Below are 13,808 nucleotides of genomic sequence, written 5' to 3' on the forward strand. Positions count from 1 at the left end.
AAGGGTACTGAAAGCCGCGCGAGTCAGTTGAGCGAAGGGTCGTCCGGATACGTCGCGATCATCGCCAGCTCACTGCGCTGGCGGCGCAGGACCGCCCGCCAGAGGTTCTCCGGGCGCGGCGAGGAGACATCGCCCGGCTCCGACTCGACCACGTACCAGGCGCCGTCCGTCAGCTCCGTCTCCAGCTGGCCCGGCCCCCATCCGGCGTACCCGGCGAAGATCCGCAGCGAGCCCAGCGCCGCGGCCAGCAGCTCGGGCGGCGCCTCCAGGTCCACCAGGCCGATCGCGCCGTGCACCCGGCGCCAGCCGAGCGGGCCCTCGTCCCCGGGGATCACCGCCACACCGAGGGCGGAGTCCAGCGAGACGGGGCCGCCCTGGAAGACCACATCGGGCTCCCCCGTCAGACCGGCCCAGGACGCGAGGATGTCGCCGACGCCGACCGGGGTCGGGCGGTTCAGGACAACGCCGAGCGAACCCTCCTCGTCGTGGTCGAGAAGAAGCACCACCGCCCGGTCGAAATTCGGGTCCGCCAGTGCGGGTGTGGCCACGAGCAGTCGCCCTGTGAGCGAGGACACCTCGGTCATGGAGAAATGATCCCGCATCTTCGGCCCCGGTGGACACCGGATGGCGCCACGGCCCGCCCGGGCCGAGCGAGCGCAGCTCAGGGCGCACGGATGCACGGGGAGCGCACCACGGGCGGGCGTTCCGGACGGTGACCCTCCGCACGTGCGGGGGCGCGGAGCGTGTTGTGGCGGATTCATGACGTTCGTACACCCCCCTTTGCCTTACGGAATGGGGGTAAGAGGCCATTACCCTTTTCGTTGGCCCCCCGCCCGACCACTCCGGAACGCGAGATTCATGACCGGCACAGACGATGTCCTGCTTGTCCACGGCGGAACCCCGCTGGAGGGCGAGATCCGCGTCCGAGGCGCCAAGAACCTGGTGCCGAAGGCAATGGTCGCCGCGCTGCTCGGCAGCGGTCCCAGCCGACTCCGCAACGTGCCCGACATCCGTGACGTACGGGTGGTCCGGGGACTTCTCCAGCTGCACGGTGTGACCGTGCGCCCCGGTGACGAACCGGGCGAACTGATTCTCGACCCGTCGCACGTCGAGAGCGCGAACGTCGCCGACATCGACGCCCACGCCGGCTCGTCGCGCATTCCGATCCTCTTCTGCGGCCCGCTGCTGCACCGGCTGGGCCACGCCTTCATCCCGGGCCTCGGCGGCTGCGACATCGGCGGCCGGCCGATCGACTTCCACTTCGAGGTGCTGCGCCAGTTCGGCGCGACCATCGAGAAGCGGGCGGACGGCCAGTACCTGGAGGCCCCGCAGCGCCTGCGCGGCACGAAGATCCGGCTGCCCTACCCGTCGGTCGGCTCCACCGAGCAGGTGCTGCTGACGGCGGTGCTCGCCGAGGGCGTCACCGAGCTGTCCAACGCGGCCGTGGAGCCGGAGATCGAGGACCTCATCTGCGTACTGCAGAAGATGGGCGCGATCATCTCCGTGGACACCGACCGGACGATCCGGATCACGGGTGTCGACCGGCTCGACGGCTATACGCACCGGGCGATCCCGGACCGCCTGGAGGCCGCCTCCTGGGCGTCCGCCGCGCTGGCGACCGAGGGCAACATCTATGTGCGCGGCGCCCAGCAGCGCTCGATGATGACCTTCCTCAACACCTTCCGCCGGGTCGGCGGGGCGTTCGAGATCGACGACGAGGGCATCCGCTTCTGGCACCCCGGCGGCGCGCTGAACGCCATCGCGCTGGAGACGGACGTGCACCCCGGCTTCCAGACCGACTGGCAGCAGCCCCTGGTGGTGGCGCTGACGCAGGCCGCGGGCCTGTCCATCGTCCACGAGACGGTGTACGAGTCCCGGCTCGGGTTCACCTCGGCGCTCAACCAGATGGGTGCGCACATCCAGCTCTACCGCGAGTGCCTGGGCGGCTCCGACTGCCGCTTCGGCCAGCGCAATTTCCTGCACTCGGCGGTCGTCTCCGGGCCGACGAAGCTCCAGGGCGCGGATCTGGTCATCCCCGACCTGCGTGGCGGGTTCTCGTACCTGATCGCCGCGCTGGCGGCCCAGGGCACGTCCCGGGTGCACGGCATCGACCTGATCAACCGCGGCTACGAGAACTTCATGGAGAAGCTGGAGAAGCTCGGCGCGAAGGTCGAACTGCCCGGCGGCTCGCTCGTCTGACGCACGGACGACACCGGGGTGACCCCCGGGGCAGGCCCCGGGCCGGCCCGCCCGCACAGTGCTGCCACACACAGCATTGCGCAGCTCGCACACCCGTACGCCTGTGCGGCCGTACCCGGACGGCCGCCGTACGGCACGGCCGTCCACCGCAGCCCGCCGCTCCGCCCCGTGTCCGGGGCCGGGCCGGCGGGCTGTCGTGTGCGGTGCGACGGGCCGTCGCGTGCGGGACAGCCCGTCGCGGTGTCCCGGGCCGGGGCCTACAGCCCCGCTGGACGCCACGTACAGGCCCGTACAGGCCATTGCGGTCCCTCGCCCCCGCCCGGCGGCGGCCGGAGCCCGTGCGGGCACCACATGACACGCCGAAGGGCGGCCACCCCGGTCGGGGTGGCCGCCCTTCTCGCGTCCACGGGGCCCGTCGTGCGACGACGGGCCCGAGAAGACTTACTTGCCCTTGGCGGCTTCCTTGAGCTTGGAGCCCGCGGAGACCTTCACGCTGTAGCCGGCCGGGATGTTGATCGGGTCGCCGGTCTGCGGGTTACGAGCGGTGCGAGCGGCACGGTGGGTGCGCTCGAAGGTCAGGAAGCCGGGGATGGTGACCTTCTCGTCGCCCTTGGCGACGATCTCACCGACGGTCTCGGCGAGCGCGGCCAGCACGGCGTCGGCGTCCTTGCGAGTCACCTCGGCGCGGTCGGCCAGGGCGGCCACCAGCTCACTGCGGTTCATGTTGTTACTCCCGTGTTCTTCTTGCCTGTGAGGCGTGAGATCGAAGCCGATGCTGCCAGGGCCCTCTGACAGTCCCCGGACCCGGGTCTGATGTCAGACCCTCGCGCCCGATTACGCATCCTGCCCCCACCTGCGGCGGGAAAGCCAATCCGGAACCCTCCGGGGTCACACGAAAAGCGCCACGGTTTGCTCGTGGTGACGTTCCGTCGACTGGCCTGAGCGGTCCGCAGCGGATGCCGGGCCTGCGGGGCCCGCTGCCCGCCCACCCTAAAGGGGCGTTTGGGGCGCCGCGACCCACGACGCGCCGTACGGCGGCCCGCGTGAGGTACGGCACTCTCCGCGGGAACCGTGACCGGCTCCCGCGGAAAAGTCCTGCGAAAAGGTGCTACGCCTGGACGGCCGGGGTCGCCCCGTCGGCTCCGGCGGCCTTCGCGGCGGCCCGGACCGCGCCCGCGACGGCTCCCGCGACCTTGTCGTTGAAGACCGACGGGATGATGTAGTTCGCGTTCACCTCGTCCTCGGCGACGACATCGGCCAGGGCGCCGGCCGCGGCGAGCATCATCTCCGTGTTGACGGTGCGGGACTGGGCGTCCAGCAGGCCGCGGAAGACACCCGGGAAGACCAGCACGTTGTTGATCTGGTTGGGGAAGTCGGAACGGCCGGTGGCGACGACCGCCGCCGTCCGGCGGGCGACCGCCGGGTCCACCTCGGGGTCCGGGTTCGCGAGCGCGAAGACGATCGCGCCGTCCGCCATCGCCGCGACATCGTCGCCGTTCAGGACGTTCGGAGCGGAGACACCGATGAAGACGTCGGCGCCGACGACGGCCTCCTTGAGCGTGCCGGTGACGCCCTCCGGGTTGGTGTTGTCGGCGATCCAGCGCAGCGGCGAATCGGGGTCGGCGGGGACCAGGTCCGTGCGTCCCGCGTGCACCACGCCGTGGATGTCGGCGACGACCGCGTGCTTGACGCCCGCGGCGATGAGCAGCTTCAGGATGGCCGTACCGGCGGCTCCGGCACCGGACATGACGACCCGTACGTCGCCGATGTCCTTGCCCACCACGCGCAGGGCGTTGGTCAGCGCGGCCAGGACGACGATCGCGGTTCCGTGCTGGTCGTCGTGGAAGACGGGGATGTCCAGGGCCTCGCGCAGCCGCGCCTCGATCTCGAAGCAGCGGGGTGCGGAGATGTCCTCCAGGTTGATGCCCGCGAAGCCCGGGGCGATCGCCTTGACGATCTCGACGATGGCGTCGGTGTCCTGGGTGTCCAGGCAGATCGGCCAGGCGTCGATGCCGGCGAAGCGCTTGAAGAGGGCCGCCTTGCCCTCCATCACCGGCAGTGCGGCCATCGGGCCGATGTTGCCGAGGCCGAGCACGGCGGAGCCGTCCGTCACAACTGCGACGGAGTTGCGCTTGATGGTGAGGCGGCGGGCGTCCTCGGGATTCTCGGCGATCGCCATGCAGACCCGGGCGACACCCGGGGTGTAGATCATCGAGAGGTCGTCACGGTTGCGGATGGGGTGCTTGGACGCCATCTCGATCTTGCCGCCGAGGTGCATCAGGAACGTACGGTCGGAGACCTTGCCGAGCACGACGCCCTCGATGTCGCGCAGACCTTCGACGATCTCGTCCGCGTGCGAGGTGGAGGAGGCCGCGATGGTGACATCGATCCGCAGCTTCTCGTGGCCGGAAGCGGTCACATCGAGGCCGGTGACGGAACCCCCGGAGGACTCCACGGCCGTGGTGAGCTGGGAGACTGCTGTGCCGCTCGCGGGCACCTCCAGCCTGACCGTCATCGAGTACGAGACGCTGGGCGCCGTTGCCATGGCCGAGTCCTTCGCTTTCCTTAGCTTCATTGCTACGCGGCCGGGGCAATCGCCCCGTACACGCTTCCCGATCGTCGCACCTACCGACCGGTAGCCGGTAATGAGTGCCACGTTTCGGAAAGTTTTTTCCACCATACGAGAAATCACCGTTCCGGCGGAACCCCTGCCGCCCCCCTCACAAGAACAGGCCCGCGCCACCATCAGGTGACGCGGGCCTGTCTTTTTCGGTTGAGCGGCACCGACCCGCCATGCTCGCCTCGCGGCAAGTGGTCGCTCGTAGCGACGAAGGTTGGGCCCGGGGGCTTGGATCGAGCCGGTGCCGACACCAGGCTAACAAACACCCCCGAGAAGTGATTCCCCAACGGCGGGTTGACCCGGAATCGAATCGTTCCCGCCCACCCGTTCTGCCCGGGTCGGCCCCGGACCGCCCTTCTCAGTCCCGCAGCAGGTCCGGAACACCGTCCTCGTCCGGCATGTCCCGCTCCCCCGAGACCACGGTGAGCTGCTGGGTCGCACGGGTCAGCGCCACATACAGCACCCGCAGCCCGGCCGGGGACTCGTCGGCGATCTCGGCGGGCGAGACCACGACCGTGGCGTCGTACTCCAGGCCCTTCGCCTCCAGGCTGCCCAGCGCCACCACCCGCTCCCCCAGCTCCGCGAGCCAGGTGCGGGCCTGGGCGCGGCGGTTCATCGCCACCACCACACCGACCGTGCCGTCCACCTCGGCGAGCAGCCGGCGTGCCTCCTCGCGCACGGCGGCGGCCAGATCGCCGTCCCGCACGGTCTCGAAGCGGGGCTGTACGCCGGTCGAGCGGACGGCGGACGGGGACGGGGTCCCGGGCATCGCGAGCGCCAGCACCTTCGCCGCGAGCTCGGCGATCTCCGCCGGGTTGCGGTAGTTGACGGTGAGGGTGAAGCGCCGGCGCGGACGGCTGCCGAGCGCCTCGTCGCGGGCCGCCGCCGCCTCGTCCGGGTCGGACCAGGAGGACTGCGCCGGGTCCCCGACGATCGTCCAGGTCGCGTGCCGGCCGCGGCGGCCGACCATCCGCCACTGCATGGGCGTCAGGTCCTGTGCCTCGTCGACGATGACGTGCGCGTACTCGGTGCGCTCCGCCGCCAGCCGCTCGGCCCGCTCGCGCTGGGTCTCCTCGCGCTGCGGCATCAGCTCCTCCAGCCCGGTGAGCTGGTCCAGCGGGTCGTACTCGCGCTTCTTCTTCGGCCGGTGCGGGGTGCCGAGCAGCGCCTGGAGCTCGTCCAGGATCGCCACGTCGTGCACGGACAGGGGGCCCTGCCCGTCGGCGTCGAGCCGCTTGAGCGAACGGGCCAGCCGCCGCACCTCCCCCTGGTTGAGCACCCGGCGTGCCCAGCGGCCGAGCCGCTTCTCGTCGGCCATCGCGGCGAGCACCCCGCGCGGGGTGAGTTCGGGCCACCAGGCGTTCAGGAAGACCAGGAACGGGGTCTCCGTGGAGACGTCCTCGTCGAAGGACGAGCGCAACTCGGCGACCAGCTCGGGGTCGGTGTAGCGGCCCTTGCCCGAGGACTTGCTCCAGAGCGCGTCCAGCAGCAGCTTGCGGGCGCGCGGGCGCAGCAGGTTGACCGGCGCGGTGCCGCCCAGGACGTTGTGCCGGATGCGCTGGAGCTCGTCGGCGTTCAGCTCGACGCGGGCGCCGAAGGCGACCACCCGGAGCCGGGTCGGTGTGGCGGCGGGGCCGTCCGACGCCTCCTCGCCGAAGGCGAGCTGGCCCTCGCGCGGTGCCGAACGGGTGCCCGGGGTCTCCAGGGCTCCGCGCGAGGCCTTGCGCAGCACCTGGAGCATCCGGGAGGAACCCTTGACGCGGGCGACGGCCGGTTCGTCGTACGTGGTGGCCCCGGCGACGCCCGCCGCCTCGTCGGACAGCGAGCCGACCGCGCGGATCGCGACCTGGCCCTCCTCGCCGAGCGAGGGCAGCACCCCTTCGGTGTACGCGACCAGGAGCGGGGTCGGGGAGACGATGAGGATGCCGCCCGCGTACCGCCGCCGGTCCTGGTAGAGCAGGTAGGCCGCGCGGTGCAGGGCGACCGCGGTCTTGCCGGTGCCCGGCCCGCCGGTGACCTCCGTGACGGAGGCGGCGGGGGCCCGGATCACCAGGTCCTGTTCGGCCTGGATGGAGGAGACGATGTCCCGCATGGTGTGGCTGCGGGCCTGGCCGAGCGCGGCCATCAGGGCACCGTCGCCGATCACGGGCAGCTTCTCGCCGTCCAGGTACGCGGTCAGTTCGGGCCGCATCAGGTCGTCCTCGACCCCCAGGACCCTGCGGCCCTTGGAGCGGATGACCCGGCGGCGTACCACCCGGCCCGGTTCCTTCGGCGTCGAGCGGTAGAACGGCGCGGCGGCCGGGGCACGCCAGTCGATCACCAGCGGGGCGTAGTCGGAGTCCAGGACTCCGATGCGGCCGATGTGGAGCGTCTCCGCGATATCGGCGGTGGCGTCCTCGCGCACGGCGTCGTCGGCGGGCTCGACGGAGGTGTACGCGCCGTCCGGGCCGCGTTCACCGTCCTTGCCGAGCAGCAGATCGACCCGTCCGAAGAGGAAGTCCTCGAACTCGCTGTTCAGCCGGTTGAGGTGGACGCCGGCCCGGAAGACCTGGGCGTCCCGCTCGGCGAGCGCGCCGGGCGTGCCGACCTGCCCGCGCTTGACGGCGTCGTGCATGAGAAATTCCGCCTCGTGGATCTTCTCTTCGAGGCGGTGGTAAACCCGGTCCAGATGTTCTTGCTCGACACCGATTTCCCGGTCCCGCAACGAATCGACAGCGGCATCCTGCGCGGCCACCGAGGCCCCCTTCTGACGTGCACTGGGCAGCCGTCAACCTTATGCGAAGGGGCGCCCGAGCGCACCTGTCGGCCGCGCGCCGAGTGCGCGCCGGTGCCTCCGCGTGCCGGGGCGCGGGGCGCGCACCCCCCGTGGGGTCACGCGCCGGTGGCGGCCGCGGCCGCCCGGCGCCGGTGTCTGGCGACCCGTTCCCGGTTGCCGCAGACCTCGCTGGAGCACCAGCGCCGGCGCCTCCCGCGCGAGGTGTCCAGGTAGAGGCGGCGGCAGGCCTCCCCCTCGCAGCGGCGCAGCACCGCCCGCGCGGCCGGGTCCGTGAGCAGCTCGACGGCGTCCCTGGCCACGGCGGCGAGCAGCGCCCCGCAGTCGGGTTCGGCGTTCAGCGCCCGTACGAGAGTGCCGCCGCGGCCCCGCACGGCCCGCAGTCCCGGCGGCGCCCCGGCCGCCAGCGCGTTCACCCGGTCCAGGGCCGCGTCGGCGCCCCGGCCGCAGAGCTCGGCGGTCATCAGCCGGTCGACGCCGGTCCTCAGCTGCCGGAAGCGGGTCACCCAGCTGTCGTCCAGGGCCGTCAGCGCGGTCCCTTCCGGTACCAGCCGGGCGGCCACCAGCCAGTCGGCCAGCCGCTCGGGGCCGTCGAGCAGTTCGCCCGCACCCGAGGTGACCGTCCCGGTCGCGACCAGGTCGAGACAGACCCGGCCGGAGTCGAACCGCCGTCGGCCCGCGCCCGTACCCGTACCCGTAACCGTGCCCCTGCCCACGCCCGTAGCCATGCGCCTGTCACCGCCTCCAGGTCACCGGTGGGGATGCCACTCCCAGAGTGCCCGTCCCCGGTCCGGGCCGGAACCCCTGCCACCGCGGGGCATGCCGGGGAGGGGCCGCCGTACGGTGGTGGCCATGGAGAACGATCAGGGAGCCGTCACGCTCACGGCGGGGTCGCTGCTGATGCGCCCCTGGGGCCCCGGGGACATCGCGGCGCTGGTCCGCGCGTACGACGATCCCGCGATGCGCCTCTGGCTCCGCTCACAGGTGGCGGACGCCGAGGAGGCGGCCCGCTGGCTGGACGTACAGCGCGCGGGGTGGGAGTCCGGCGACCGGTTCGGTTTCGCGGTGACCGACACGCAGCGGGACGGCGAACTGGTCGGCCATCTCGCGCTGAAGCGGTCCGGCCCCGCCTCGGACCGGGCGGAGGTCGGCTACTGGACGACGGCGGCGGCCCGGGGCCGGGGCGTGGCCCCCCGAGCGCTCGGGGCGCTCACCGACTGGGCGTTCCTGGGTCTCGGCGCACGGGCGCCGGCCCGGCTGGAACTGCTGCACCACGTGGACAACGAGGCCTCGTGCCGGGTGGCGGAGAAGTGCGGCTACGCGCTCGCCGGGATCCTGCCCGCGCTGCCCCCGGACCATCTCCAGGGCCGCCATCTCCACGTCCGCCACGCCCCGGGGGCGGGGGTCAGTCCCGCGGCGGGTCGTTGTGCAGAATCCGCTGGAACAGCCGGTGGTCGCGCCACTCCCCGTTGATGTGGAGATAGCACGGGGCGGTGCCGATGTGCTCGAAGCCGCACTTGGCGAGCACGCGCTGGGAGGCCACGTTGTCGAGGGCGGTCCCCGCCGAGACCCGGTGCAGCCCCAGCTCGTCCCGGGCGATGTCGCAGACGACACGGACGGCGGCGGTCGTGAGCCCCTGGCCCGCCCGGTCGGCGTCGACCCAGTAGCCGAGGCCGGCGCTGCGGAGCGGTCCCCGCACGATGCTGTTGAACGTGACGGCGCCGATCGCCCGGTCCTCCCCGTCGGCCAGCACCCAGGGCATGGAGCGCCCCGCGTTCCGCTCGACCAGCATCGAGGTGAGGCGTACGGCCTGCCCCTCGGGGGTGTAGAAGGCCTCGGTGCGGATGGGCTCCCAGGGAGCCATGTAGGCGCGGTTGCGGACGAGTACGGCGGCCAGCGAGTGGGCGTCGGTGAGGGCCGCAGGCCGCAGAGTCACGTCCTGGGCGACGGGGTGGCTGTCGTGGATCATCGGATTACGTTATCCCGGGGCCGGGGCGTCGGGTGCCGGTGCGGTGGGCCTGATTCCGGTGCGGTCGCCTGTCCCCGGTGGCCCGCGCCCCGGCTCCCGTACCCCGGTCCTCGTACGCCGGTCCTCGCGCCCCGGAACCGCCGTGCGCGCGCCCGCCGTACTCCCGCGCCCTACCCCGCGTACTCGGTGTCCGCCGACGGGTCCAGCGCCAGCCGGTAGCCGCGCTTGACGACCGTCTGGATCAGCCGGGGCACACCGAGCGCGGCACGCAGCCGGGCCATCGCCGTCTCCACCGCGTGCTCGTCGGAGCCGCTGCCGGGCAGCGCCCGCAGCAGGTCTGCACGGGCCACCACCCAGCCCGGCCGGCGGGCCAGCGCGTGCAGCAGGGCCATGCCCGCGGGCGCCACCGGGCGCAGCTCGTCGTCGACGAGCACGGCGTGGCCGCGGATCTCGACGCGGTGTCCGGCGACCGGCAGGGTGCGGACGGTGCCCGGGAGCCGGGCGCAGAGCACCTGGACGAGGGGGCCGAGCCGGAAGCGCTCCGGCTGGAGCGTGCCGATGCCCCGGGCCTGGAGGGGAAGCGCGGTGACCGGGCCGACGCAGGCCACCAGGACGTCGTCGTGCAGGGCGCCCAGGACCTCCGGGAGCAGACCGCGCTCCTCGGCGCGGTTCAGGAACGAGGCGGCGGCGGGGGCGCTGGTGAAGGTGACCGCGTCCAGGCCCCGGGCCGCCGTGACATCGAGCATCCGGTCGAGCGGGGCGATGTCCTGCGGGGGCATCCAGCGGTAGACGGGTACGCCGACGACTTCGGCGCCGCCCGCCCGGAGCGACTCGACGAAACCGGGCAGCGGTTCGCCGTGCAGCTGGAGGGCGATACGGCGCCCCTCGACGCCCTCGCCGAGGAGCCGGTCGAGCACTTCGGCCATGGACTCGGAGCCGGGCGACCAGGTCTCGGTCAGCCCGGCCGCCCTGATGGCGCCCTTGACCTTGGGGCCGCGGGCCAGCAGTTCGGCCCCGCGCAGCCGGTCCAGGAGCCGGTCGCCGATCCCCCAGCCGTCCGCGGCCTCCACCCAGCCCCGGAAGCCGATCGCCGTGGTGGCGACCACGACATCGGGGGCGTGCTCGATCAATTCCTCGGTGGCGGTGAGGAGTTCACGGTCGTCCGCGAGCGGCACGATGCGCAGGGCGGGGGCATGCATGACGGCGGCGCCCCTGCGCTTGAGGAGGGTGCCGAGTTCCTCGGCCCGGCGGGCGGCGGTCACCCCGACCGTGAAGCCCGCGAGGGGCCCGTGCGTTGCGTCGTCGTCCTGCATGGCGTGATACCCGGCTCTCGTGGTCCCGCTGCTGCTCGGTGGTGCGGAGGAGCGAGACTGCCAACCCCGCGTGTCGTCCTCGGTTCGCCCGTATTTCCCGCCCGTTACGTCGCTCGACGCCCGGCCGTCGTCCTCACACCTCCGCGTAGCCGAGCCGGGGCTTCGCGGACACGGCGGCGGTGCGGCGAAGGTATACCGCCCGGGTGAGGACGGAACAGACGGCGTAGAAAAGGTGAGCGAGGCGGCCCGGCCAGGCCGGGAGCCGGTTCAGTGTCCGGTGGCCGGCGGGGGTTGGCGCATCAGTGCCGCGTCGCCCTCGGGCAGCCAGCCGTGGGGAGGCCTCTCCATCCATCCCTCGGACGCGGCGAGCTGACCGGCCGCCGCGCGCAGGGCGTCGAGTCCCGGATGGCGCAGACCCTTGCGCCAGACCAGCATCAGCGCGGAAAGCGGTACGGGCCGGGTGAGCGGGCGCAGCACGGTCCCCGGCAGGGGCGGGAAGCCGACGACGGCGAGTACCGGATTCCCCGCCTTGGCCATCACCCGCTGGAATTCGGCCGCTCCGACGGCGAGCGGCGTGGGCGGGGCCAGCTCGATGCCGTACTCGGCGAACAGCAGGGCGGCCAGGGCCGTCCACTCCCGGGTGCGTTCGTTGCCGGCCCCGGCGTACACGGTCTCCCCGGCCAGTTCGTCCAGCGCGACCGTCTCCCGCCCGGCGAGCGGGTGGGCGGACGGGAGCAGGACGGCCATCGGCTCGTACCGCACGGGCTGTACGTGGAGCCCGCCGCGCACCGCGGGGTCGAGCCCGGCGGCCCGCCCGAAGGAGACGTCGAGGCGGCCCGCGAGGATCTCGTCGGCCGCCCGGGTCAGCCCGGACTCGAAGCGCGCCATCAGCTCGCACTCCGGGGCCAGTTCCCGCGCGCGGGCCAGGACCCGGGCGGCGGTCATGCCGTCGGTGTTGAGGTCGACGAGCAGCGGCCGGGCGGCCGGATCGGCGAAGGCTCCGGCCAGTTCGGCGTGTGCGTCGAGCACCCGCCGGGCGTACGGGAGGAGGCGTTCGCCGTCCGGGGTGAGCGACACCCGGCGGGTGGTCCGGACGAACAGTTCCGTGCCGAGCCCGCGCTCCAGACGGCGGATGTCCCTGCTCAGGGCCTGCTGGGCGAGGAAGAGCCGGGCGGCGGCGCGGGTGAAGTGCAGTTCCTCGGCCACGGCGAGGAAGGCGCGCAGGAGACGGGGGTCGGTGTCGGGCGTGGTCACGCCGCAGAATTTACAACACGGGTGCGTGAGTCGGTGCGGAACAGGTGTTGGACCGTACGGGCCGGGGGCCGTGAGGCTTGCCGTATGCCGATGCCCTCCGCCGCCCCCGGGCCCCGCGCCGCGGGCCCGCTGCACACCGTCTGCGGCGACCTGCTGATCATCGCCCCGCGGACACCGGTCACGCCGGGGGAACCTGCCGGGGCGGCCGTACCGCGCCCCACCGGGGCGGCCGTTCCGCGGAGGCCCGGAGGGAAGTCCGTACCGCGGCCGCACGGGAAGGAGACCGCCGCGCCGCCTGCTCCCGCCGCCTACCCGTATCGCCGGCTGCTCGCCACCCCGGGCGCGCGGGCCTTCACGGCGGGCAACCTCATCGCCCGGTTCCCCCAGGGGATGTTCAGCGTCAGCGCGGTCATCATGATCGCCGGGTCCTACGGTTCGTACGCCCTGGCCGGAGCCGTGACCGCGACCGGGCTGGCCGCGACGGCCCTGGTCGCCCCATGGACCGCACGGCTCGTGGACCGCTACGGCCAGGCCCGGATCGCCGTGCCCGCCACCGCGATCGCCGTGCTCGGCTCCCTGGCCCTCCTGCTCTGTGTGCACCGCGGCGCCCCGGCCTGGACACTCTTCGCCGCGTACGCCGCGACCGCGACCACCCCGAACACCGGCGGCATGTCCCGGGCCCGCTGGGCGTATCTGCACCGGGGCGATCCGGCGGCCCTGCACACCGCGAACTCCTTCGAGCAGGCCGTCGACGAACTCTGCTACATGCTGGGCCCGGTCGTCGCCGCGACCCTGTGCGCCGCGCTGTTCCCCGAGGCGGGAACGCTCGTCGGGGCGGTCCTGCTGATGACCGGCATGCTGGTCTTCGCCGCCCAGCGCTCGACCGAACCGCCGGTCGCCGCCCGTACGCGGGCGGTCTCCCCGCTCCGCACCCCCGGCATGCCCGCCCTGCTCGCCGTCTTCCTCGCCACCGGCGCGGTGTTCGGGACCATGGAGGTCGTCTCGATCGCGCACGCCGGGGGCGCGATCCTCGCCCTCCAGGCGGGCGGCTCCTGCGTGGCCGGGCTGCTGTACGGATCGCTGCGGCCCGCCCCGGACATCGGCCGCCGGCTGCTGGTCTGCCTCGCGTGCATGACGGCGCTGATGTCACTGCCGCTGCTGGCCGCCTCCACAACCGGTTCCCTGCCCGTTCTCGCCCTCTGCCTGCTGCTGGCGGGCGCGGCGACGGCGCCCACGATGGTCACCGGTATGACCGTGGTCCAGCGCCTCACGCCCGAGGCGCGGCTGAACGAGGGCATGACGCTCGCGGTCACCGCACTGCTGGGCGGCATCGGGGCGGGGGCCGCGGCCGGCGGCTGGCTGGTGGAGCACGCCGGGACGGTGACCGGTTACGCGGCGCCGGTGTGCGCGGCGGGACTGGCGCTGGTCATCGCGGCGGGGACGGCTGTGCGGCGTACCCGCCGAGCGGAATGACCAGCGGGCTGTGCGAGACCGGGTCCTCGATGATCCGGCAGGGCGGCCCGAACACCTCCTCGACCGGTTCTCGGTGATCAGTTCCGCGGGCGCCCCCTCGGCGACGACCTAAGAGCTCGTAACACGATCATGAGCGGGACTTCTTGAGGCGTCTCCAGCAGATGAGGCTGCAGGCGAGGGAGACGAAGGCGTCGTGGAGTTCGGTGC

Annotated in this window: 11 protein-coding genes; 3 read left to right on the plus strand and 8 right to left on the minus strand. The window is 73.0% G+C overall.

Translation table 11 applies throughout. The features are described 5' to 3' along the window. Window positions 1-23 precede the first annotated feature (23 nt). Window positions 24-584, minus strand: coding sequence for a YqgE/AlgH family protein (locus ACIGJO_RS19980; RefSeq protein ID WP_266931523.1), 561 nt, complete (start codon window positions 582-584; stop codon window positions 24-26). Window positions 585-858: 274 nt separating this feature from the next. Here ACIGJO_RS19980 and murA point away from each other — a divergent pair, with 274 nt between their 5' ends. Beyond that, window positions 859-2,199: a UDP-N-acetylglucosamine 1-carboxyvinyltransferase gene (murA, locus tag ACIGJO_RS19985; protein WP_365549551.1), complete on the plus strand. Its 1,341-nt coding sequence runs from the start codon at window positions 859-861 to the stop codon at window positions 2,197-2,199. A gap of 441 nt (window positions 2,200-2,640) precedes the next feature. On the opposite strand, the gene ACIGJO_RS19990 is transcribed toward murA, so the two are convergent. From ACIGJO_RS19990 to ACIGJO_RS20005, 4 genes are all read right to left on the minus strand, one after another. Next, the gene (locus tag ACIGJO_RS19990; protein ID WP_003968811.1) at window positions 2,641-2,922 is read right to left on the minus strand and encodes an HU family DNA-binding protein; all 282 of its coding nucleotides are present in this window, start codon (window positions 2,920-2,922) and stop codon (window positions 2,641-2,643) included. Window positions 2,923-3,307: 385 nt separating this feature from the next. After that, entirely contained in the window at window positions 3,308-4,744 is a 1,437-nt protein-coding gene (locus ACIGJO_RS19995) for an NAD-dependent malic enzyme (RefSeq protein ID WP_399959714.1), read from the minus strand. A gap of 433 nt (window positions 4,745-5,177) precedes the next feature. Next, complete coding sequence (locus ACIGJO_RS20000) at window positions 5,178-7,553, minus strand: HelD family protein (RefSeq protein ID WP_399959716.1); 2,376 nt, start codon at window positions 7,551-7,553, stop codon at window positions 5,178-5,180. A 137-nt stretch (window positions 7,554-7,690) separates the two neighbouring features. Next, on the minus strand, window positions 7,691-8,320 hold the full coding sequence (locus tag ACIGJO_RS20005; RefSeq protein WP_399959718.1) for a CGNR zinc finger domain-containing protein: 630 nt from the start codon (window positions 8,318-8,320) through the stop codon (window positions 7,691-7,693). 124 nt (window positions 8,321-8,444) lie between these two features. On the opposite strand from ACIGJO_RS20005, the gene ACIGJO_RS20010 reads away from it, so the two are divergent. After that, window positions 8,445-9,065, plus strand: coding sequence for a GNAT family N-acetyltransferase (locus ACIGJO_RS20010; protein ID WP_266931530.1), 621 nt, complete (start codon window positions 8,445-8,447; stop codon window positions 9,063-9,065). Here the strand turns inward: ACIGJO_RS20010 and ACIGJO_RS20015 are convergent. The 3 genes from ACIGJO_RS20015 to ACIGJO_RS20025 all read right to left on the minus strand — a co-directional run bounded on the left by ACIGJO_RS20015 (window position 8,998) and on the right by ACIGJO_RS20025 (window position 12,128). Beyond that, window positions 8,998-9,561 carry a GNAT family N-acetyltransferase gene (locus ACIGJO_RS20015; RefSeq protein ID WP_399959720.1) on the minus strand — a complete coding sequence of 188 codons (564 nt, stop codon included), beginning with the start codon at window positions 9,559-9,561 and terminating at the stop codon, window positions 8,998-9,000. The two genes, ACIGJO_RS20010 and ACIGJO_RS20015, sit on opposite strands and share 68 nt — an antisense overlap. Window positions 9,562-9,731: 170 nt before the next feature. Beyond that, the gene (locus tag ACIGJO_RS20020) at window positions 9,732-10,874 is read right to left on the minus strand and encodes a uroporphyrinogen-III synthase (RefSeq protein WP_399959722.1); all 1,143 of its coding nucleotides are present in this window, start codon (window positions 10,872-10,874) and stop codon (window positions 9,732-9,734) included. A gap of 267 nt (window positions 10,875-11,141) precedes the next feature. Next, window positions 11,142-12,128: a LysR family transcriptional regulator gene (locus tag ACIGJO_RS20025; RefSeq protein WP_399959724.1), complete on the minus strand. Its 987-nt coding sequence runs from the start codon at window positions 12,126-12,128 to the stop codon at window positions 11,142-11,144. 84 nt (window positions 12,129-12,212) lie between these two features. Here ACIGJO_RS20025 and ACIGJO_RS20030 point away from each other — a divergent pair, with 84 nt between their 5' ends. Continuing rightward, window positions 12,213-13,601: an MFS transporter gene (locus tag ACIGJO_RS20030; protein WP_399959727.1), complete on the plus strand. Its 1,389-nt coding sequence runs from the start codon at window positions 12,213-12,215 to the stop codon at window positions 13,599-13,601. Window positions 13,602-13,808: the final 207 nt, after the last annotated feature.

This window comes from Streptomyces sp. NPDC079020, from assembly GCF_044542225.1.
Classification (GTDB): Bacteria; Actinomycetota; Actinomycetes; order Streptomycetales; family Streptomycetaceae; genus Streptomyces.

What these genes read in the sequence shown, in the direction of transcription:
- ACIGJO_RS20010 (WP_266931530.1), top strand. Translation starts at nt 8,445, where the DNA reads ATGGAGAACGATCAGGGAGCCGTCACGCTCACGGCGGGGTCGCTGCTG.
- ACIGJO_RS19995 (WP_399959714.1), bottom strand. Translation starts at nt 4,744, where the DNA reads ATGGCAACGGCGCCCAGCGTCTCGTACTCGATGACGGTCAGGCTGGAG.
- ACIGJO_RS20005 (WP_399959718.1), bottom strand. Translation starts at nt 8,320, where the DNA reads ATGGCTACGGGCGTGGGCAGGGGCACGGTTACGGGTACGGGTACGGGC.
- ACIGJO_RS20030 (WP_399959727.1), top strand. Translation starts at nt 12,213, where the DNA reads ATGCCGATGCCCTCCGCCGCCCCCGGGCCCCGCGCCGCGGGCCCGCTG.
- murA (WP_365549551.1), top strand. Translation starts at nt 859, where the DNA reads ATGACCGGCACAGACGATGTCCTGCTTGTCCACGGCGGAACCCCGCTG.
- ACIGJO_RS19990 (WP_003968811.1), bottom strand. Translation starts at nt 2,922, where the DNA reads ATGAACCGCAGTGAGCTGGTGGCCGCCCTGGCCGACCGCGCCGAGGTG.
- ACIGJO_RS20020 (WP_399959722.1), bottom strand. Translation starts at nt 10,874, where the DNA reads ATGCAGGACGACGACGCAACGCACGGGCCCCTCGCGGGCTTCACGGTC.
- ACIGJO_RS20015 (WP_399959720.1), bottom strand. Translation starts at nt 9,561, where the DNA reads ATGATCCACGACAGCCACCCCGTCGCCCAGGACGTGACTCTGCGGCCT.
- ACIGJO_RS19980 (WP_266931523.1), bottom strand. Translation starts at nt 584, where the DNA reads ATGACCGAGGTGTCCTCGCTCACAGGGCGACTGCTCGTGGCCACACCC.